The organism is Anabaena sp. 54 (assembly GCF_017355725.1).
GTDB lineage: Bacteria > Cyanobacteriota > Cyanobacteriia > Cyanobacteriales > Nostocaceae > Dolichospermum > Dolichospermum heterosporum.
The window spans coordinates 96,925-117,209 of sequence record NZ_JAAVWA010000009.1; the positions used below are offsets into that span (position 1 = coordinate 96,925).

Annotated in this window: 20 protein-coding genes; 11 read left to right on the forward strand and 9 right to left on the reverse strand. The window is 38.7% G+C overall.

Translation table 11 applies throughout. The features are described from left to right. Positions 1 to 78: 78 nt before the first annotated feature. The gene (locus tag HEQ36_RS11600) at positions 79 to 1,890 is read right to left on the reverse strand and encodes an ABC transporter ATP-binding protein (protein ID WP_168636131.1); all 1,812 of its coding nucleotides are present in this window, start codon (positions 1,888 to 1,890) and stop codon (positions 79 to 81) included. 1,033 nt (positions 1,891 to 2,923) lie between these two features. On the opposite strand from HEQ36_RS11600, the gene HEQ36_RS11605 reads away from it, so the two are divergent. The 4 genes from HEQ36_RS11605 (at position 2,924) to HEQ36_RS11620 (ending at position 6,720) form a co-directional block, all read left to right on the forward strand. After that, on the forward strand, positions 2,924 to 3,271 hold the full coding sequence (locus HEQ36_RS11605) for a hypothetical protein (protein ID WP_053538870.1): 348 nt from the start codon (positions 2,924 to 2,926) through the stop codon (positions 3,269 to 3,271). 191 nt (positions 3,272 to 3,462) lie between these two features. Then, positions 3,463 to 4,617 (forward strand): TOMM precursor leader peptide-binding protein, encoded by a 1,155-nt coding sequence (locus tag HEQ36_RS11610; RefSeq protein ID WP_053538871.1) that lies wholly within the window; start codon positions 3,463 to 3,465, stop codon positions 4,615 to 4,617. Positions 4,618 to 4,635: 18 nt separating this feature from the next. After that, a complete protein-coding gene (locus HEQ36_RS11615) occupies positions 4,636 to 5,973 on the forward strand; it encodes a YcaO-like family protein (RefSeq protein ID WP_290707767.1) in 1,338 nt (445 codons plus the stop codon). A gap of 18 nt (positions 5,974 to 5,991) precedes the next feature. Continuing rightward, the gene (locus HEQ36_RS11620; RefSeq protein WP_168636130.1) at positions 5,992 to 6,720 is read left to right on the forward strand and encodes a SagB/ThcOx family dehydrogenase; all 729 of its coding nucleotides are present in this window, start codon (positions 5,992 to 5,994) and stop codon (positions 6,718 to 6,720) included. A 49-nt stretch (positions 6,721 to 6,769) separates the two neighbouring features. On the opposite strand, the gene HEQ36_RS11625 is transcribed toward HEQ36_RS11620, so the two are convergent. The 7 genes from HEQ36_RS11625 to HEQ36_RS11655 all read right to left on the reverse strand — a co-directional run bounded on the left by HEQ36_RS11625 (position 6,770) and on the right by HEQ36_RS11655 (position 13,288). Further along, positions 6,770 to 7,606: a carbohydrate ABC transporter permease gene (locus tag HEQ36_RS11625; RefSeq protein WP_053538873.1), complete on the reverse strand. Its 837-nt coding sequence runs from the start codon at positions 7,604 to 7,606 to the stop codon at positions 6,770 to 6,772. Beyond that, positions 7,603 to 8,505: a sugar ABC transporter permease gene (locus HEQ36_RS11630; RefSeq protein ID WP_168636129.1), complete on the reverse strand. Its 903-nt coding sequence runs from the start codon at positions 8,503 to 8,505 to the stop codon at positions 7,603 to 7,605. Before HEQ36_RS11630 ends, HEQ36_RS11625 begins: the two co-directional genes overlap by 4 nt. An 80-nt stretch (positions 8,506 to 8,585) precedes the next feature. Then, positions 8,586 to 9,836, reverse strand: a complete 1,251-nt coding sequence (locus HEQ36_RS11635; RefSeq protein WP_168636128.1) for an ABC transporter substrate-binding protein — start codon at positions 9,834 to 9,836, stop codon at positions 8,586 to 8,588. Between the two features lie 213 nt (positions 9,837 to 10,049). Next, positions 10,050 to 10,343 carry a YfbK domain-containing protein gene (locus HEQ36_RS11640; protein ID WP_233455480.1) on the reverse strand — a complete coding sequence of 98 codons (294 nt, stop codon included), beginning with the start codon at positions 10,341 to 10,343 and terminating at the stop codon, positions 10,050 to 10,052. Between the two features lie 127 nt (positions 10,344 to 10,470). Beyond that, complete coding sequence (locus tag HEQ36_RS11645; RefSeq protein ID WP_168636127.1) at positions 10,471 to 11,748, reverse strand: pitrilysin family protein; 1,278 nt, start codon at positions 11,746 to 11,748, stop codon at positions 10,471 to 10,473. Positions 11,749 to 11,879: 131 nt separating this feature from the next. Further along, positions 11,880 to 12,785 (reverse strand): alpha/beta hydrolase, encoded by a 906-nt coding sequence (locus HEQ36_RS11650; RefSeq protein ID WP_168636126.1) that lies wholly within the window; start codon positions 12,783 to 12,785, stop codon positions 11,880 to 11,882. 2 nt (positions 12,786 to 12,787) lie between these two features. After that, positions 12,788 to 13,288, reverse strand: coding sequence for a HugZ family protein (locus tag HEQ36_RS11655; protein WP_168636205.1), 501 nt, complete (start codon positions 13,286 to 13,288; stop codon positions 12,788 to 12,790). 145 nt (positions 13,289 to 13,433) lie between these two features. Between HEQ36_RS11655 and HEQ36_RS11660 the strand changes: the two genes are divergently transcribed. The 4 genes from HEQ36_RS11660 (at position 13,434) to HEQ36_RS11675 (ending at position 17,302) form a co-directional block, all read left to right on the forward strand. Next, a complete protein-coding gene (locus HEQ36_RS11660) occupies positions 13,434 to 14,918 on the forward strand; it encodes a CIA30 family protein (protein ID WP_168636125.1) in 1,485 nt (494 codons plus the stop codon). An 83-nt stretch (positions 14,919 to 15,001) separates the two neighbouring features. After that, a complete protein-coding gene (locus HEQ36_RS11665) occupies positions 15,002 to 15,352 on the forward strand; it encodes a hypothetical protein (RefSeq protein WP_205748520.1) in 351 nt (116 codons plus the stop codon). A gap of 244 nt (positions 15,353 to 15,596) precedes the next feature. Next, a complete protein-coding gene (thiD, locus tag HEQ36_RS11670) occupies positions 15,597 to 16,415 on the forward strand; it encodes a bifunctional hydroxymethylpyrimidine kinase/phosphomethylpyrimidine kinase (RefSeq protein ID WP_168636124.1) in 819 nt (272 codons plus the stop codon). Positions 16,416 to 16,642: 227 nt separating this feature from the next. Then, positions 16,643 to 17,302 carry a hypothetical protein gene (locus tag HEQ36_RS11675; RefSeq protein ID WP_168636123.1) on the forward strand — a complete coding sequence of 220 codons (660 nt, stop codon included), beginning with the start codon at positions 16,643 to 16,645 and terminating at the stop codon, positions 17,300 to 17,302. 118 nt (positions 17,303 to 17,420) lie between these two features. On the opposite strand, the gene HEQ36_RS11680 is transcribed toward HEQ36_RS11675, so the two are convergent. After that, positions 17,421 to 18,605, reverse strand: a complete 1,185-nt coding sequence (locus tag HEQ36_RS11680; protein WP_053538882.1) for an NAD(P)H-quinone oxidoreductase subunit H — start codon at positions 18,603 to 18,605, stop codon at positions 17,421 to 17,423. 459 nt (positions 18,606 to 19,064) lie between these two features. Between HEQ36_RS11680 and HEQ36_RS11685 the strand changes: the two genes are divergently transcribed. From HEQ36_RS11685 to HEQ36_RS11695, 3 genes are all read left to right on the forward strand, one after another. After that, positions 19,065 to 19,307, forward strand: coding sequence for a hypothetical protein (locus HEQ36_RS11685; RefSeq protein ID WP_053538883.1), 243 nt, complete (start codon positions 19,065 to 19,067; stop codon positions 19,305 to 19,307). 57 nt (positions 19,308 to 19,364) lie between these two features. After that, complete coding sequence (locus tag HEQ36_RS11690) at positions 19,365 to 19,688, forward strand: type ISP restriction/modification enzyme (protein ID WP_053538884.1); 324 nt, start codon at positions 19,365 to 19,367, stop codon at positions 19,686 to 19,688. A gap of 157 nt (positions 19,689 to 19,845) precedes the next feature. Continuing rightward, positions 19,846 to 20,268 (forward strand): hypothetical protein, encoded by a 423-nt coding sequence (locus tag HEQ36_RS11695; RefSeq protein ID WP_053538885.1) that lies wholly within the window; start codon positions 19,846 to 19,848, stop codon positions 20,266 to 20,268. Positions 20,269 to 20,285: the final 17 nt, after the last annotated feature.

Below are 20,285 nucleotides of genomic sequence, written 5' to 3' on the forward strand. Positions count from 1 at the left end.
CACAGAGGCGCAGAGGACACAGAGAAATGAGAGTGGAAGATGATTTCTGCGTAAGTCCTAGAATTAAGTTTTTTTGTATTACACTCCGTACTGTTCTACCTGCATATTCCAGAGGGCGGTATATTCGCCTCCCAGTTGTAAAAGTTCTTGGTGAGTGCCATCTTCAATTAAATGACCATCTTTGAGGACTAAGATGCGGTCAGCCATTCGCACTGAGGCTAATCTGTGGGTAATCAGGATGGTAGTTTTCCCTTCCGCTAGTTCCACAAAGCGTAGGTAAAAATCACACTCGCTGCGGGGGTCTAGTGCTGCGGTAGGCTCATCTAGAAGGAGTAGTTGGGCTTCTTGGCGGACAAAGGCACGAGCTAGAGCTAATTTTTGCCACTGTCCTCCAGAAAGTTCTGTACCGCCAAACTGTTTACCCAATTGTGTATCTTCTCCACTGGGAAAATCATCCACTAGTTTGACGATATCGGCTTTTTCTACTGCATATCTGAGAATTTCTCGATTTTCTAGGGCGGCTAGGTTTCCTAATGCGATATTTTCTCCCAGGGTGAGCGAGTAATGTCCAAAGTCTTGGAAAACCCCCGCAATTTGCTGCCGCCACTGCTCTAAGTTCAAATCTCTCAGGTCTATACCATCAACGATAATCCGTCCTGTGGTGGGGTCGTAGAGCCTGGTTAATAGCTTAACTAGAGTGGTTTTACCTGCGCCATTTTCTCCAACTATGGCTACTGTTTGTCCTGGGTAAAGGGTAAAGGAAATATCCTTGAGTGCTAATCTACCATCTGGGTAGTGAAAATCAACTTGATCAAAGGTAATACCTGCACGAATCGGAGTGGGGATTTTTTCTCCAGGTATGTTCAATACCATTGGGGTGGGACTGTCGAGAAAGTTGAAAAACTGCTGCATATAGATAATATTCTCGAATAAATCCAACCAATGACTGACAAATCTTTCTAAATTATTCTGGAAGTAAGTTAATGATTGTACGAATAAAAGGACACTTCCTGGGCTTAACTGTCCTCTAAAAGCTTGCTTGACTACCCAATAGAAAGAAAATCCGTTTCCTAATGTACTGAGAATAGCTAAACTAGATGACCAAAATGCTTGTTTACCTCGCAGATGACGCATAGATTGATGTAAAGATTGAAATGCTTGCCCGTAAAGCTGCATAAAAAATGTACCTAGCTGAAACAACCTGATTTCTTTGGCATAGGTATCAGTGAGCATTACTGTCGTGTAATACTGCATTTTCCGAGATTGGGGACTGTTTTCAAATAAAGTGATCCAAATCTCTCTACCATATTGGGAAGAAACTACGATCTGGGGTATAGTGGCGATCGCAATTACCAATGGTATCCAAACAGCCAGGGGAATTAATAGCCCAATTACCACGATTAAAGTAATCAATGAGCGGCTTAATTCCACCAAATTTTCAACTAAGTTTAAGGGTTTATAGCTAACTTGTTGTTGAAGAATTTGTAACTCATCATAAAATTCAGCATCTTCAAATCGGCTCAAGTCCGAAAAACTATCAGCTTTTCGCATTAATAATAAACTAATGTGAGCCGCTAATTTATCATTGAGATTTCCTTGAAGTGCCAATATCCAAGGATAGAGAAGGTTTTCTAATAGCAAAGCTCCCACCCATGCTGCTACTAAAAGCCACAAAATTGAATCATCTAATGCTTTACCAGTTGTTAAGGCTGTAGCGACAGTATCTACCACTAGTTTGGTAATCCAAACACTAACCCCAGGAAGAAACCCTTGCAATAAGGTTACAGCAATCAAAAACACCATTTCTTGAGGTGCTGCTGTCCATAACAAGGGTAAGGAACGCCATAAAACTCTACTATAATCTTCCACCCAAACTCTTAAATCACTCATTAATTAACCCTGATTTTTTTTATAAGCTGTTAGATAATTCCCTGATTTCCAAAAGTTTGATATTTTCTAAGTAATAACTAGATCTATTACTTGGGAGAGATTCTTCAAAAATAAAATATGCAGTGATCAAATTTCATCCCTTTTAGTGCGTAGTTTGAAACCCTTGTAGAGACGTTCCATGGAACGTCTCTACAATCTTTACCGGAGAAGTTTAATCATTTACTAGCAAATTTATCAGAGATTTTTCGGATTTTGCTGTCTATTAACTTAATATCTTACTTTTGAAAATTTTTGTTCTCCACTTCTTAAGGATGAATATTTTAAAATTTTTCAACTGTATGCTGTCTGACAATCTTACTAAAGGAGTAACTATAAAGAAATAGAACTACGCTTTTAAATCAGCTAAGTAGGTTAGCATTGAAAATTGTCGTTATGGGAAGGCAAGAGGCAATCATGCAAGAGTGAAGAAGCTTTGGGCGATTTTACTTTTCTTTACACACTTTGATTTTATTGTGTTCACCTACCTATGAGCATTATTTTAAATTGGCTTTAACTACAAAATTACTTTAAATTATAAGAATTTGATTCATCATTAGCACAATTTTATAAATTGAGCCTGAATCTATTAAGAGATAAAATAATACTACTCAAGAAAGAAGAAAATTGTCTAGAAAAAGATATTCTTGTAGAAGTTGGATAAGCAAATGAAGACATAATTGGCAATTCTGACAAGAGCAATTTTCCTAAAAGACAAGGTTTTACGAAATATAAATCTCATCTGATACTTCCCCGCATTGATTATAAATTGGTTTTGCTCTTTTGTGGACTAGTGAAATCTTAAGAATGAGTCTTCATGCTTTTTAACTATATCTGTATCGGGATAATAGTTAGGCATTAGTGATTGCTTGATTTTTTGATTATTCTTCAAACTTGTGAATACTGAATGACTCAAAAAATCATCACAGCTTTTCATAAACTCAAATACAGATGTGCAAACAGGTTATTGAATTCAATTTAAAAGGAGTAAGTGACAATGCTGGCAGAAAAAACACTGAATCAACCAACAATAGAAATGCGTTTGGTAGATCAAGCCGACAAATTAGAGAAACTTCTGTTGTCTGAGGAGGAAATAGCAACTTTAGAAAAATTAGCAATGTCGGGAGTATTTGACTCTGAAACCACCCAAAGATGGTTTGCTCATTGCGGTGGCTGTGGTGGATGCGGTGGATGTGGTAGACCTTGTGGTGGATGTGGTAGACCTTGTGGTGGATGTGGTAGACCTTGCGGTGGTTGTGGTAGACCTTGTGGTGGTTGTGGAGGATGTCATGCAACAGTATCAAGTGTGTTGGAAGACACTGATGAACTTGGATTTGGATACTAACTAAACCTAGAGATAGAACAGCAATTCAGTAATTCAAGAAACCGAGTTTTTTGAGTTTAGATACCCAACATCTGGCTGAAAAAGCGTAATAAAAACCCTGTTTTTTCTCAATATTTTTTGTTAGCAAAAACAGGGTTTTTAATTCTTTTAATTGCTATTGATAGCAGGATTCAATTTTTGCAATAAAGTCTATGAAATTAAATGATGGTAAGCGGCTCCGGCTACTAGAACACGTTGTCATTAATGTAATGCCGGCAGATTGCAGTGGCGAAGAAAGTATGATATTTAATACGACACGGCGAACCCTGAGAGTACAGGGTCACGCTTTGCATAATGTAGAAAAAATTGTTTTACCTTTACTAGACGGCTCTCGCACAATAGGAGAAATCCGCGATGCTATTGGCGAACAATTGACCGATTCTTCTCTAAATCAATGTTTAGAGTTTTTGATGGACAATCGCCTAGTGGAAGAGTCTTTGGAAAATCCAGATGATTTAGATAGTCGTGCTTATTTACTGCCTCAAATTAGTCTTTATCATGAATTAGGCTTTAACCAAAAAGATGCTCGGAAACACTTAGCTAATGCCAGGATTGCTGTTTTTGGACTGGGAGGTTCGGGACTGATAGCAGCAATTAATCTGGCTACTGCTGGTATTGGTTTTGTCCGTTTGTGCGATGATGCCTGTATCCTGCCGTCGGATTCCTTGATGATGTCAGGCTCAGTATTGAATAAAATTGGTGCTTTTCGGGGTGTGGAAGCGGCTCGACAAATTGAAGCCATTGGTGGAGTTACTCAAACTGAGATTGTTACAGATAATTTAAATGACGATACAACCATCAATCCTTTGTTGGCGGATGTTGATCTAGTGATTGTTGCTACTGATGCCGTATCTGTAAATCTAGCCTATCGTCTAAATAGACTATGCCTGAAGATGCAGCGCCCATTGCTACCGGGTGGGGCGGCTGGGATTGAGGGAAATGTCGGTCCACTGGTTTTTGCCAAGGATGGACCCTGTTATCTATGCTATCGGATGCGGTCTATGGCTTGTTCTAAGTTTCCAGAGGCGGAATTGGCGGTTGAACAGTTGCTCAACCGGGAACGGCGTTCTCAACCACGACTACGGGAAAATTTACCAATAGGTCAGATGTTGGTGGGAAGTTATATGGCTCTTGATGCGGTGAAGATGATGCTCGGTCTACCTATGGCTACTGACGGAAAATTACTACATATAGACTTACTTGGTACAAAGCTGACTCACAATGTTGTTCTCAAGAAACCAGGTTGTCCCCATTGTTCACCAAAGAAAGGGAATAGGGAACAGGGAACAGGGAACGGAAAAAGATAGGAGATAGGAGAGAACACAGTGAATACAGCGATTTCGCAGAGCGCAGTACCAGGGGCGATCGCCAGTCCCCGCTGGCAAGATTTAGTCAGCCCCCATACTGGCATTATTCGATCCTTAGATAGATTCACCAAGCCTTATACAGAGTTCGATTTCCCGGTTTTGTGGCAAGCCGAATTAGCAAATTTCCAGCTTCGCAAACAGCAGGATGATTTACGCTACGGTGTCGGCAGAGGCATGACGGATGAACAAGCCATTTTTGGGGCTGTGGGCGAAGCTATAGAAAGATACTGCGGTGGTATTGTTGATCATCGGCAACTGACTGTTAGTAACTATGAAGAATTAGGTAATCGTGCCGTTTCTCCTGCGGTTTTTTCCCCTTTTTCTAACCAACAATACTCTGATCCAAATTTCCCTTTTCCAGCTTTTAATCCCACAATGCAGACTTCGTGGATAAATGCCCTTTCTTTATCTAGTAACCAACAGGTTTTAATTCCAGCGTTTTTGGTTTATTTAGACTGGGATGGCAACCAACCAGGAGATCATATTTTACCTGTCACTACTAACGGTATGGCTAGTGGACCATCTTGGGAGTTTGCAGCCTACAGGGGTTTGTGCGAATTAATTGAACGCGATGCTTTCATCATTACTTGGTTAAATCGTCTCCCCGCTCCGCGCATCTATTTTGACCACCTGCCAGGAATTGAGACGGAAATTGCCCGCCACTATGCCCGCTTTGGCATTGAGTTAGTTGTCTTCCAGTTGATTACTGATATTCAAGTCCCAGTTTTCATGGCTATGTTAATTGACCGTTCGGGCAAAGGTCCCGCTGTTTCCACTGGTATGGGATGTCATCTTGATGGAGCAACGGCTTTTCACAAGGCAGTTTTTGAAGTTTGTCAGGCTCGCTTTGGCGACATAGAACGGATGAAAACTGGTGCTGGGGCTAATCTTCATCAATATAGTGATGTTCAGAATTTGGATGATCACAACGCTTTTTTCTATACAACCTCTCGGTTGAGTGAGTTGGATTTCTTATTTCATCATCATCAATCTTGCCAAGTTGAAGATTTACCAATTTATGAACCTAAATCAGAAGCGGAAAATTTGCAATCAGTAGTTGCCAAGTTGAATTCAGTGGGTGTTGAACCTTATGTAGTGGAAATTACCGCCCCTGATATCGCCTCTCTTGGTTTCCGAGTCGTGCGGACTTTAGCCAGTGAATTAGTTCCTATCTATTTTGGTTATGGACAAGAGCCACTGGGAACTCGACGGTTGTTTGCAGTCCCAGAAAGGTTAGGTTATGGTGGCCGACGTACCAAAAATGACTTGAATCCCTGCCCACATCCGATGGCTTAAAACGAGGAAATTAGAACAATGCACACAGTCAATGAACCTCTGGAGTTAGCTCTTCTCTATCATTTGAACTCTCCAGTCCCCAAAAGTTATGTCAAGCGTGTTCCGGCTACTGAACTGCGATATCTGCCAGAAGATCCCTTTCTGGAATTGCCACCAGCACCACGTGATAACCCGCTGTCGGAACTTTTAGCACGGCGTAGTTCTGTGCGATCATTTGAAAATCAGGTGATGCCACTTGTCTCCTTAGCGCAACTACTGGATGCAGGGTGTGGACTCAATGGACTGCGTGAGGTAGATAATCAATGCTATGAGGCTCGCAACTCTCCTTCTGCGGGAGGATTGTATCCCCTGGAGGTGTTCGTATCTACACAAGCAGTGGAGGGTTTGGTTGCCGGACTTTATCACTATGAACCTCGCGGACACGGTTTACATTGGGTGAATGATGCTGTACCAACAGATTTTATAGAAGCATTTTTGCAGCAAGATTATATTGTCAATGCCAATGCTCTGTTTGTGTTCACGTCGGTTTTTATGCGCTCAATGGGCAAATATGGAGCGCGAGGCTATCGTTTTGCACTGTTGGAAGCTGGTCATCAAGCTGAAAACATAAGTTTAATGGCTGTGCAATTGGGGCTGGACAGTCTTTGTCTCGGTGGATTTCATGATATGAGTTTAAACGCTATGTTGGGGATTGATGGGCAACGTCATGCGGCTATTTATTGTGTTGCTGTGGGCAGGAAAGGATGAATTTTTGCACGCAGAGGCGCAGAGGCGCAGAGAGGAAGAGTTTGAGGAATTATTCTTTACTACCGGTAAAGGTAATACCTTGAATTAAGTAGCGGTTAAAGAAGGCATAAATGGCTAAACCGGGCAGGGTGAATACCATTGAGGCTGCCATAATGTAGTTCCAATAGCTGATATATTGACCTTTAAAGGTGTTTAGTCCCAAGGGTAAGGTGAACATTTCTGGGTCAAAAAGAATGACTACGGGCAGTAAAAAATTATTCCAACTGCCCATAAATACAAAAATCGCTTGTGCGGCTAATGCTGGTCTGGCTAGAGGTAAAACTATGTGCCAAAAAATTCCCCAGGCATTTAAACTATCTAGTTGACCGGCTTCTTCTAATTCTCTAGGGAAATTAACAAAGAATTGCCGCATCATGAAAATAAAAGTAGCATTAACCATACTCGGAACTATCATCCCTGGGTATGAATTTAACCAGCCGATGGCTTTGAGAATTAAAAATGTGGGAATTAGGGTAATTTGCGCTGGAACTACTAAGACTGTCAAAATTAGGAAGAACCAGAAACTTTTACCATGAAAATGTAATCTGGCTAGGGCATAACCTGCCATTGAGTTAAATAGTAAGTTTAAAATTGTGACGGTAACGCCAATAATTACACTATTAAATAACCATCGCCAAAATAAAGGTTCTTGCAGAAATATCTGTTTGTAGTTATCAAGAGTAAAATGTTTGGGGATGAAATTAAACTCACCACTAATGATTTCAGGAAGGGGCTTAAATGATGCGGAAAATGCCCAAAGAAAGGGAATTATGGTGATAATTCCATAAACTGTGAGGAAGATATATAATAGAACTTTAAACCAGAAAATATCAAGGATTTTATTCAAATTTTATAACCTCCGAAGAATTGTCTCTGAATTAATGTGAGGATAATAATTACAGATGCTAGTAAAAAAGCGATCGCTGCACCATATCCCATCTGTAAATTCCGAAATACGGTTTGATAAATTAGCAAAACTAAGGTGAGTGTAGCGTTATTTGGTCCACCAGTTCCTCCAGAAAATATATAAGATTGATCAAATAATTGAAAAGTCCCAATTATCCCCATTGCTATGACGAAGAAAGTCACCGGTTTTAATAAAGGCAAGGTAATATAAAGAAACTGTTCCCAACTATTAGCACCATCAAGTTCTGCGGCTTCGTAAAGGGTTTGGGGGATGTCCTGTAAAGCTGCTAAATAAATCACCATAAAAAACGGTGCTGTTGACCAAATATTCATGATCATAATTCCTTTAAGAGCAACAGATGGATCTCCTAACCAATTATAAATAGGTAATTTTAGGAAAGCTAAAAAATTGTTTAGGAGTCCATTTGTGTTATAAATCCACATAAAAATTAGTGTCAATACGGCGGAAGATGTGACTGTTGGTAAAAAGTAAAGAATTCGCCACCAATTTTTCCCGCGAATGCCAGAATTGAGTGTTACAGCTAAACCTAAAGCTAAAATAGTTTGAGTGGGAACAACAATGGCTACATATTCTGCGGTATTTTTTAAAGCAATTTCTACTCTTTCATCTGTTAGCAATCTTTGGAAATTACCTAATCCGAAAAACTGGTAATGAATCCCTCCTAGCATTTGCACTTTATGTAAGGAAAGAAATACGGCATAGAGTATAGGTAAAATTACAAATGTGCCTAAAACTAAAATACTGGGAGTTATGAATAAATAAGCTGTTAAATTTTGTTTGATTTGTCTATTACAGTGATTTTCTGGTAAATGAAACACATTTTTATATCTCACGCAAAGGCGCAAAGGAAGAAAGGAATAGAAAAATTGGAGTCGGGTACAAGTTTTAATTACAAACACTACATATCTGCCTGAATTTGTTGATTGGCTGCATTTTGCGCTTTTAACATTGCTTGTTTCAATGGTTGTTGTCCTAGCAAAACACTAATAAATTGATTATCAAAGTTGTTGATAATTGCGGCGGGATACTTGCCTAATTGCCAGGGTGTGGCATAATTAACTCCTGCTACTAATGATGCTCTAAGAGGGTCTTGATCATAGCCTAATTGCTGTGCTACTGATTTACGAGCCGGTAATGCAAATCCTTTGCTTGTCCATTTTTTCATGCCTTCTTTTCCTGTTAGATAGGAAATAAGTTTCCAAGCTGCAAGTTTATGCTGTGTTTGTTTATTCATGACATAAGCAACAGTAAAAACCATTGTAGATTTCTGATGATTAATTTTAGGAATCTCTGCTGTGGCAAATTCTAGTTTGGGAAAGGTTTCTTGCAAATAGGGAATTGCCCAATTCCCCTCAATTACCATTGCTACCTTATTTTGTCCAAACATTTCACTCCCTGAATTTGTACCGACATCAGATTTTTGAGCGGAAGAACGGTCTTTTTGATATTGATTAATGACTAATTCTAAACCTTGCAAACCTGGATCATTGGCAAAGGTAGCATAACCATTTTTATCAATAATTTCTCCGCCAAAAGCGGTAATTTTATATGCCTGACGGGCTAATTCGGGAATTTCACCAAAGCCATATTTATTCAGTTTGCCTGTTAATTGTTTGGCATAGGTACGGAGTTGTTCCCATGTGGTTGGTGGATTGGTTAAACCAATTTGAGTAAATGCTTGTTTGTTATAAAATAGGGCTAGGGTGGAATAGTCTTTAGGTAAACCATAAATATGATTTTGGTAGGTAAAATTGTTGAGGAGGTTGGGTTCTATGTCTGTGATGTCAAATTTGGGGTTAATGTATTTATCAAGGGGTTCTAGGACATTCTGACCCATTAAAAAAGGGGCTTCTAAAGCGTCAAGATAAAATACATCTGGTGCGGCTTCTCCTACTAGGCGGGTTTTAATCACATCCATATATTGATCGGCGATCGCTTCATATTTGACTTTGATCTGGGACTCCTGCCTTTCAAAGTCTTGGATTACCTGTTTTAACAGTGTTTGTTCTAGAGGATTACCTGTCCAACCACTGAGTTTGACGGTAATGGGTGGGGGTGATTTTGGTAATAGCAAATTATGACAACTAATAAGAGCGATCGCTATTGTTATTACCAATCCTAAAAAGTTAAATAATCTCTTTTTTCTCACAATTTAATTGAGATTAATTCTGAGTTGATATGGTCACTAATTTATTTCCCCTGCTGATATAGATCATCTTTCTAGAGGATGGTTTTATAGCAATAAGATCCCCGACTTCTTTAAGAAGTCGGGGATCTGACTCTTGCAATGTATACCTACGGCACGCTACGCTATCACAAATCAAATAAGATTACTATATTTCCTTAACTGCTCAGTATTGCATCACTTTTTGATCATTAAATTTCTAGATTTCTCTACCAAACGCATAAACTCACCCCGATAGCCCTCCTGATCTTCCCCCTGACCTTGAGTTGCTAATTTCATCACCAAATCATAGTTAGCATTCCCTTTGTATTCAGAATCACGTAATATCATCCCAAAAGTTGCCACAGCAGCCGCAAATCTCAAATTAGTGGAGGGGATTTGGTCAACTTTGAATTCACTATCTTTGATAGTTTGGGTAAGTAGGTTAGCATTGAAAATCGTCGTTATGGCAAGGCAAGAGGCAAAAGGCAAAAGGCAAGAGTGAAGAGGGTTTGGGGGATTTTACATTTCTTTACACAGTTTGGTTTTATTGTGTTCACCTACTTAACTGTAAGGGTTTAACAACTAATCTACGATTTTTATCTTCGATGAGGTTTAACTAAACAGGCTTGATGACAACGACACCATAAGCATCTGGGGACAGATAATCTTTTGTAGCTTGGATTAAATCAGTGGCTGCTTGTGCTTGAATATATTGGGGGTAATTAAAGGCTGGTTCTAAGTCACCAATCAATGACTGATAATAACCATACAACCCAGCGCGATCGCTTGGTGTTTCATTTCCAAATATAAACCGATTAGCTACTCGTTGTTGAACACGGGCAATTTCTGATTCTTTGACAAATTCTGTTTGTAATCTGCGAAGATGTTGAATAATTCCTGCTTCCACAGCCGCTAAATTTTCTACATCACATTTAGCAGAAATCGAAAACACACCTTGTAATAGATTATTCATATTACTCACAGAAATTGAAGATACCAGACCCCGTTCTTCCCGTAGATCTTGCACTAATCTAGATGTTCTCCCATGTCCTAAAATACCCGCTACAACATCAAGCGCATAAGTTTCATCTAACTCCATCAATCCAGGAACTCGCCACATCATCACTAATCTTGCTTGTTGGAGAGTTTCATCAACAACTTCCCGACGGACTATTTCTGTAAATGCAGGTTCAGGAATTGCTGCTGTTTGTGTTAGTTTATTGGTAGTTTGTTGATAAGTTTTATTAAATTCTGCCGCAATAATTTCTACTAATTCTTCTACTGGTAAATTACCCACAGCAACTGCTGTAATTGACTGAGGTTGATACCAATGAGCATGAAAATCTCGCATCTGTTGCGGTTTAACTTGAGAAATAACAGATTCAGGTCCCAGTACAGGACGACGATAAGGTAAGGAATCAAAAGCAGTTTCCATGACATGACGATAAATTCGTCGTCTAGGATTATCTTCAGAACGTCTAATTTCTTCTAAAACTACTAATCGTTCCCGTTCAAAAGCATCATCAGGAATACTCGGATTACAAACAACATCTATTTGCAAAGGAGCTAATTCGGCAAAATCTTTAGGCGCAGTTGTGGTGTAATAGTGGGTGTAGTCTTGGCTAGTAGCAGCATTAGTCACCGCACCGCGCTCTTCAATCCGGCGTTCAAATTCACCACTAATGAGTTTCTGCGTACCCTTAAAAATCATGTGTTCTAAAAAGTGAGCCATACCATTAATAGCATCTGACTCCATTGCAGAACCGGTTTTTACCCAGAGGTTAAGATTAACCGCGTCTATCGGCATTTGTTCGGCGATAATCGTCAAACCGTTGGGTAAATAGTGCAGCGTAGGTGCATTAAGGCGTGGAAATTTCAGCAGAGTTGATGTCATTGGTTGTGGTGAGTGAAGAGCTATGTTACTTTTTCTATATTACAACTTTCTTGATGGTGTAAACCTTTTGCGGACAAGAAGTCAGAATTAAACGCAGATAAACGCAGATGAACACAGATAATTTTAGTCCTTTAGATTTCTAATTTTCCAGTTTTGTTGTATTTTTGCAAAATTCCTATCACAACTGCTGGTATTTCTAAATGAGGCAGAATTCCCGTATCGGGTATTTCATGAAAACCCTGAATTGCCTCAGTATTTAAATTTGCTAACCGTCGTCCTAATTGCATATTTGTAAATTGGGCATTTTCGCCCCACAACATCACAGTGGGAACTTGAAGCTGTTGAATATATAAACTCAAATCAAAATACAAATTTCCTCGTAAAAAAGACAAAGCTGCAAACTTAGCTTGATATTTTTGTGCAGAACTTAAATAAGCTGACACCATTTCTTGTGTCACTCTTTCCGGTTTAGCAAATAGAAAACTCTGCAAAAAGTTTCTCACTGCAATTTCATTTTCTGCACCTAAAGCATAAATTAAATTATCTACTAACGGTGTATTAATTAAAGAAAGTGGTAATCTTCTCCCTGCACCTTCTCCAAAATCATTAAAACCCGCAGGACAAACTAAAAATAAAGCGTTGAATAAATCGGGATAAGTAACAGCCAGACGAATAGTAAAAGCCGCAGTTAAAGAAGATGCTATGACGGTTACAGGTTGATCACAAGTTTGCGAAATGAACTCAAGAATCGTCGTTAAATAATCTTCAATTTGATAATCTCTCACAGGGTGAGCAGATTTTCCCCAGCCAATTAAATCCGGGGCTAAAATTCGATATTTTGACGCATAAGCTGGGTAAATTTTTGACCATTCATAAGCAGACGCACCACCACCAAAGTTATGTAGAAACAATAATGGTGGTAAATCTTGATTTTTGGTATTTTCCCAAGGAGTGCTAATTTGGGTATAATAAACCATTGCCCCCAAAGATGTATGAATGAATTTACTACCAAAACCCGGAGGTTGAAATTTCAGCATAATTATGAAAGTGAATCCTTGGTAATTTGTACAAGTTGATTTATATTATCATTACTAATATTATACGCAGCCCCAAACCCAATTACAAACCGTCCGCTATTCGGTGTCAGTTGCAAAATCCGAAAATCTGGTAAACTGCGTAATGTAGAAATCAGTTCTCCAAAACGAAGCTGAAATTTATCAACAATTTGCTGCCATTTTTCAGTTTCCCTTTCTAGCAAATTTGCGGTACAATCAAAGTTTAACCGCCGACGAGCAAAAATCTGTTTAGTTTTAATTTCGTCATCAATAAATAGAACACTTACAAAAGGATGATTTTGAATATTTTGCGTATGAGTAGCTAGTCCACTCACATAAATATAGATGTTCTTATCATCATCCATCACAAAAGGAGCATAACTAGCATTAGGGATGCCTTGTGTATTTACCGTACTAATAATAATGCTGGTAAATTCTTCAGGAAATTTTTCATATTCAGCTTGGGCGTTGGCAAATTGGCTCATCACGGCAATTATCATATTCTATGAGCATTATACCAAAAAATAGTAATCTGGCTATCCAGATCCCCGACTTCTCAAAGAAGTCGGGGATCTAAATCTACAAAAAATTGATACAATAACACTAAAATACCATGTTTAAATCGTAACTATGAATAATAACAACCGTTCTCAATGGGATTTATGCAGGTTCATTAAAACCCTAACTTACTTTGAAGTATTTCCGATTCTTAATTGGATTCAAAAATTATTTCCAGGTAGTTCCACAGATTATCAAGATAGACCAAAACAAGGAGGAAATATGGCTGTAATTCTGGTAGCTGGTGCAACGGGTGGTGTGGGTAAACGAGTTGTTAAGAAATTAATAACACAGGGTTATAATGTGCGCTGTTTAGTTCGGGATATTGAAAAAGCGCGGCAAGTTTTGGGTGATGATATTAATTTGGTAGTTGGAGATATTACCAAACCAGAGACTTTGACAAATTTAGTTATAGCTAATATTCAAGCTGTAATTTGTTGTACCTCAGTGCGTGTTCAACCTGTGGAGGGAGATACACCCGATAGAGCAAAATATAATCAAGGTGTGAAATTTTATCTGCCGGAAATTGTCGGGGATACACCAGAAAATGTTGAATATCAAGGTGTGAAAAATTTAGTAACAGCGGCCGCAAAATATCTGGTTGCTGCGGGTGAAAAACCGATATTTGATTTTACGAAACCATCAGATGAAATCAAAAATATCTGGGGTGCTTTAGATGATGTGGTTATGGGGGGTGTTAGTGCTAGTAGTTTCCAAATTAGGGAAAATACAGCAGTATTTACAGGTAATGTTTCTACTGCTAATTCTGGGGGGTTTGCTTCGGTGAGAACTAAGAATTTTTCACCTCTGCTGGATTTATCTGGCTATCAAGGTGTGAAATTGCGGGTTAAAGGTGATGGACAACGTTATAAAATATTTATCCGCACAGAGTCAACTTGGGATGGTGTTGGTTATAGCTATTCTTTTGATACTGTTGCTAATACTTGGCTAGATATTCAGATTCCTTTTACAGATTTAGTTCCCGTATTTCGTGCCAAAATTGTTAAAGACTGTCCACCAATGGACATTAGCAAAGTTTGTTCTGTGCAATTAATGTTGAGTAAGTTTGAATATGATGGTGCTTTAAATCCTGCATTTAATCCGGGGGGGTTCGCGCTGGAAGTTGCTTCCATTCAAGCTTATGGGGGGGAAACTTTACCTCAATTTGTATTAATCAGTTCTGCTGGGGTAACTCGTCCTGGAAGACCAGGAATTAATTTAGATGAAGAACCACCAGCAGTGAGATTAAATGACCAATTGGGAGGAATTTTAACTTGGAAGTTGCGAGGAGAAGAAAGTCTGAAAGCAAGTGGTATTCCCTATACAATTATTAGACCTTGTGCTTTGACGGAAGCAGCAGGAGGGAAGGAGTTAATTTTTGAGCAAGGTGATAATATTAAAGGAAAAGTTAGCCGTGATGATGTTGCGGAAATTTGTGTTAGAGCAATTAAAGAACCAAAAGCAAGTTATCTCACTTTTGAAGTTAAGGAGAGTGAAACAATTGCTAATAATCTAGATTGGAAAAATCTATTTTCTTCTTTGCAAGCTGATAAATAGAAATTGATTAATTAGCAATTTTGTTGGGTTTCCTTTGTCAACCCAACCTACAATTTTTATTTTTTATTTAAGTAATTGATAATATGATCTTAAAAAGATGGTTAGTAACTGGGATGTGTGTGTTTATTTTTTGGAGTAGTGTTTTATTAAGTTCTGCTTTACCGCAGCAAGTTGATTTTCGCGTTAATAATTTAGAGTCTGATGTTAGGAGTTTGCAATTACGCTTACAACAACTTGAGTTAATGGTTAGTAAAAATAATCAATCACCTGTTGCTAATAGTCCTCAATCTTCTCCTAATGCAAGACAGAATTTATCACAGTTACAACAGGAAAAGATGTTTAAGAATTTAGCTACTTTGGTGGTTGAATTAAATCAGAAAATTAATAAGTTGACAATTCGAGTTAATCAACTAGAGAAACTAAATGCCAAGTAAAGGTTAATCTGGTAATGATTTTTGAGCAGACTAAATTTTAGGATATAGCCGTTGTCACTAGGATGCAATTATAGCGTTTCCTAGTCTAATGAGGGACAAAATTATCTGTGTTCATCTGCGTTTATCTGCGTTTAATTCTGACTTCTTGTACCTCACTTGCATGGGAATTGCTATATATGTAATATAATCGAGGGCGCAGACCCTGCGCCCCTACAGACTTGACGATTTGCTATTAAACTCTATTATGACAATAAACAAAACTTTCGTGCCTGTGGCTTTAACTATTGCTGGTTCTGATAGTGGTGGGGGTGCAGGAATTCAAACTGATTTACGGACTTTTGCTTTTCACTGTGTTCACGGAACAAGTGCTATTACCTGCATTACAGCCCAAAATACTGTGGGAGTTAGTAGGGTTGATGCGATCGCTCCCCGGTCTATTGTTGCTCAAATTCAGGCGGTTGTAGAGGACATTGGCGTACAGGCTGCAAAGACGGGAATGTTGCTCAATCAAGAAATTATTTTGGCTGTAGCCCAGCAAATAACAGCTTATAAAATTGAGAATCTAGTGGTTGATCCTGTGATGGTATCACGCACAAGAGCGCAATTAATTGATGATGATGCCATACAAACTCTTCGTAAGACTCTAATTCCCTTAGCAGCTATTATTACCCCAAATCGTTATGAAGCGCAGATTTTAAGCGGGTTAGAAATTACTTCTTTAGCAGATATGCAAGCAGCAGCGGAAATTATCCACAGGGAATTAGGAGTCAAGGCTGTTTTAGTCAAGGGTGGGGGAATGTCTGGAAGTTTGCGGGGTGTTGATGTTTGGTTTGATGGGGAACAATTGGAGATTTTGACAACGAAACAGGTAGAGACAAAAAATACTCATGGTACAGGTTGTACTCTATCAGCGGCGATCGCTGCTAATCTAGCTTTAGGTAAAGACCTATGGACATCAGTGCAAATAGCCAAGGAATATGTGACAAATGCCCTTACCTATTCCTTGGATATTGGCAAAGGACAAGGACCAGTGGGACACTTTTTCCCATTATTGATCAAATAAATTTATTTATTAATCGTTGTATTAATTACATAAAATCAGTTAATATACTGGTAGTTTTAATTATTTAACCCTTCTTGCTTCTTTTTTCATTCTCGACTCCTGATATTTTTCCCCATCTTTGCCTTTTGTGCATTTTTCTATGATTCTTGGGCATAATCTCATAAATAATCATATTCTGGTTTTGCGTACCCTTACTCTAACTACCGTATTTTGATACTAAAATCTCCATGAAAACAACTACAGGATCTCACTATAGCCAACCAACTAATAACTACCCCCCTTCTGTTCCCCTCTGCGTTTATCGAGAGTTGACAGCGGAGTTACAAGCAGTCCAATCTAAATTGGATGTCATTACCAGTCATAATCAGAAATTAGTCCAAGAAAATCAACAACTGCGGCAAGAAATTACTAAGGTGATTCAGTCTTGCTTAGAACTGCAAAAGCTAGTTAGTACACCATCACCCAGTTCTCCCGCACCATCTCTATCTGATCATGAAGTTAATTACCCACCTCAGCCTCAGCCGACACCTCATTATCATCAGGAGGTAAAACACACATCTAAACCAACTATTACCGCAGAATCTCCGCGTCAGCCAACAAATCGTCCCCGACCAAAAACATCAACAAAACCTACCCCTTCTGAAAACCGTCATCAGGAGTCTACTGCACCAAGGATGAATATAAACTTACCAGTATCAGAAACAGTATTTATAGAAGAACAGAAAGTTAGCTACTATCCCCAATCTAAGTCTGAGGGTAAAGGCTTAAATGGTTGGTGGCTGGCAATAACCATTATATTCATTATGATAACTGGTTTTGCCGCTGGGTATTTAATTGTGCGCCCTTTATTCCAAAATCAAACCCCACCTTCAACAATTAAAAATTGAAAATTCGTAGCCAATTAGACATTAGGTGGCAGGTAATGTAGAGACGTTCCATGGAACGTCTCTACAAGAATTCCAGAAGATACACATTGAAGTCCTTGTCCTGGAGTATCAAGATTGATTATCTATCAACAGAACCCATAATTACGTCAATACTACCGAGAATAACAACAATATCTGCTACTTTCATTCCTCGGAGTAAATGAGGTAGAATTTGTAGGTTGTTGAAATCTGCGGCGCGAATTTTCCAGCGCCAGGGGAAAACATTATTATCACCAACTAAATAAATTCCTAATTCTCCCTTACCACTTTCAACACGGGAGTAGATTTCACCCTTGGGAACTTTGAAAGTAGGAGAAACTTTTTTAGCAACGAATTGGTAATCAAAAGCATCCCACTCGGATTTTTTCCCAGCCATTAACCGCTTGGCTTCTAGGTTTTCGTAGGGTCCACCGGGTAATCCAGCGATCGCTTGCCGAACTATTTTAACAGACTCGCGCATTTCTCGCATCCGTACCATGTAACGTGCAAGACAATCACCAACAGTTTCCCACTGAACATCCCAATCGAAATCATCGTAACACTCGTAGTGGTCAACTTTTCGTAAATCCCATTTTACCCCAGAAGCCCGTAACATTGGTCCAGAAAGTCCCCAGTTAATCGCTTCTTCACGGCTAATAGTTCCCAAACCCTCAATCCGGCGGCGGAAAATCGGGTTATTAGTAACTAAGCGTTCATATTCATCCACTTTGGGAATAAAGTAGTCACAGAAATCTAAACACTTATCTACCCAACCATAAGGTAAATCCGCAGCTACACCACCAACTCGGAAATAATTATGATTAACCATGCGGTAGCCAGTTGCAGCTTCCCACAGATCATAAATCATTTCCCGTTCCCGGAATTGGTAGAAAAAGGGTGTTTGTGCGCCTACGTCAGCCAAGAATGGACCAAACCATAATAGGTGGTTCGCAATGCGGTTTAATTCCAGCATAATCACGCGAATATAGCTGGCACGTTTAGGAACGGTGATACCCGCTAATTTTTCCGGTGCGTTAACTGTCACCGCTTCATTAAACATCCCCGCAGCGTAGTCCCAACGGCTGACATAGGGGACATACATGATTGTAGAACGGTTTTCGGCAATTTTCTCCATTCCCCGGTGTAGATAGCCAATAACTGGTTCGCAGTCAACGACATCTTCACCATCTAGGGTCATGATTAAACGTAGGACTCCGTGCATTGATGGGTGATGAGGACCCATATTTAGCACCATCGGTTCAGTGCGGGTTTCGATTCTACTCATAGATTTTGCTGTTCTCCCGTTGTGGATGTTGTAAATTGACCCGCTAAGATTAACCTGCCACGATTGTTATTGTCTGCCAAAATTTAGCTTATAGGGATAATTTCTAGGTTATCTCTACAGGTGACGTTGGAGAGAGAATAGCAGAGTCGGTTTTGTACTTGATGTTTTATTTTGTGCAGCTTCTTCAATTATTATAGGTAAGCCTGATATATAAGGGATTGAGAATCTGGATTTTTTTCATGTACCTGGGGTTGTGGGAATGGGAAAAATCTTCCCGGTGCAGATGACTAAACTATAATTGTATCAATGGCTTGGTGATTTTGCTGATTTTGTCTTCGTGGCAAGATAGATTTAATTTATAATTACTCTAATTAATATCTATAGTTAAATTTTAGCTCACGCAAAGGCGCAAAGGCGCAAAGTAAGAGAAGCAGAGTTTTTAAGGGGTGTGATTTAGTTATGAATTATTTGCAAGTTTATTTTCAGGAAGTTAATCAAGTTTATCAAGGACAAAATGCTACTGAGCATAGTTATCGTCCAGCTTTGAGGAAGTTAATGGAGTCTTTAGATTCTGGTATTCAAGCTATTAATGAACCGGAAAGAATCGCTTGCGGTGCGCCGGATTTTTTGGTAAAGAATGGTGTTTTAGATGTTGGTCATATTGAAGCTAAAGAGGAGAAAGAAACCCCAAAGGATTATTAGATGATTATGTAAAGTTTATCCGTTTCGCTCAACATCGAGTACCGGAAACGGGTTTTAATGAAAGCAACAGCAACAGAAATTTCTATTTATGCTATTCCTGGTTCTGATCTTGTCGAACAAGTCAAATATAATGAAAATCATCAACAAATTTGGATAAATTCCGAACAGTATTTTGATCAAGTTCCCTCGCAAATTTGGAATTTTTATATTGGAGGTTATCAAGTTTGTCAAAAATGGCTGAAAGATAGAAAAGGGAGACAATTGAATTTTGATGATATTAGCCATTATCAAAATATAATTTCCATCATATCGGAAACTGTAAAGATTATGGAAGATGTTGATCAAATAATTGAAAAATATGGCGGTTTTCCGTTAGAATAAGATTAATAAAATCCCGGCGAATGGAATTCGCGGCTACACAAGCAAAGTCCGCCTTTGCGGACTAAATTAAGAACCCACGAAGGTGGGTTTCGTCTGTGTAGATGCGGTTTCTAACCGCCGCTTGTTCAAAATATGATCAATATTCTCGATATTTATAATGAACAAAACATCTGAACAAAAATTTTTGGAAGCTTTAGATATTTGTGAATCATTAATTGATTTTAAATATCGTCCTACCAATTCAACCTATCAAGCAATAGAGTTATTTTGTGAAATTGGTAAAAATCTTTCTGAATTACTAGAATTATGCCAAAAATATTCTATTAAAATTGAAAAAATCTGTGCCATTATTAATGAATATGGAACAAGTATAGATAATTGGCGCGTTGATTGTTCTCTTGGTTTTGGTGTAAAAGATCATTGTGGCTTTTTGAATTTTTTCCTAAATATTGATAGTGGTAAGTTTGAATATTTTACAGACAATTTTACAACACCTGAACAAATTGCTAAATTATTTAAAGATTGGAAGGGAATTGATTTTAATTCTGTCATTGAAAAGCAAAAAGCACTTACATTTTAATAAATCAAAAGTATTAT

What these genes read in the sequence shown, in the direction of transcription:
- HEQ36_RS11685 (WP_053538883.1), top strand. Translation starts at nt 19,065, where the DNA reads ATGAATTATTTGCAAGTTTATTTTCAGGAAGTTAATCAAGTTTATCAA.
- HEQ36_RS11695 (WP_053538885.1), top strand. Translation starts at nt 19,846, where the DNA reads ATGAACAAAACATCTGAACAAAAATTTTTGGAAGCTTTAGATATTTGT.
- HEQ36_RS11665 (WP_205748520.1), top strand. Translation starts at nt 15,002, where the DNA reads ATGATCTTAAAAAGATGGTTAGTAACTGGGATGTGTGTGTTTATTTTT.
- HEQ36_RS11610 (WP_053538871.1), top strand. Translation starts at nt 3,463, where the DNA reads ATGAAATTAAATGATGGTAAGCGGCTCCGGCTACTAGAACACGTTGTC.
- HEQ36_RS11620 (WP_168636130.1), top strand. Translation starts at nt 5,992, where the DNA reads ATGCACACAGTCAATGAACCTCTGGAGTTAGCTCTTCTCTATCATTTG.
- HEQ36_RS11650 (WP_168636126.1), bottom strand. Translation starts at nt 12,785, where the DNA reads ATGCTGAAATTTCAACCTCCGGGTTTTGGTAGTAAATTCATTCATACA.
- HEQ36_RS11680 (WP_053538882.1), bottom strand. Translation starts at nt 18,605, where the DNA reads ATGAGTAGAATCGAAACCCGCACTGAACCGATGGTGCTAAATATGGGT.
- HEQ36_RS11600 (WP_168636131.1), bottom strand. Translation starts at nt 1,890, where the DNA reads ATGAGTGATTTAAGAGTTTGGGTGGAAGATTATAGTAGAGTTTTATGG.
- thiD (WP_168636124.1), top strand. Translation starts at nt 15,597, where the DNA reads ATGACAATAAACAAAACTTTCGTGCCTGTGGCTTTAACTATTGCTGGT.
- HEQ36_RS11655 (WP_168636205.1), bottom strand. Translation starts at nt 13,288, where the DNA reads ATGAGCCAATTTGCCAACGCCCAAGCTGAATATGAAAAATTTCCTGAA.
- HEQ36_RS11605 (WP_053538870.1), top strand. Translation starts at nt 2,924, where the DNA reads ATGCTGGCAGAAAAAACACTGAATCAACCAACAATAGAAATGCGTTTG.
- HEQ36_RS11690 (WP_053538884.1), top strand. Translation starts at nt 19,365, where the DNA reads ATGAAAGCAACAGCAACAGAAATTTCTATTTATGCTATTCCTGGTTCT.
- HEQ36_RS11675 (WP_168636123.1), top strand. Translation starts at nt 16,643, where the DNA reads ATGAAAACAACTACAGGATCTCACTATAGCCAACCAACTAATAACTAC.
- HEQ36_RS11645 (WP_168636127.1), bottom strand. Translation starts at nt 11,748, where the DNA reads ATGACATCAACTCTGCTGAAATTTCCACGCCTTAATGCACCTACGCTG.
- HEQ36_RS11660 (WP_168636125.1), top strand. Translation starts at nt 13,434, where the DNA reads ATGAATAATAACAACCGTTCTCAATGGGATTTATGCAGGTTCATTAAA.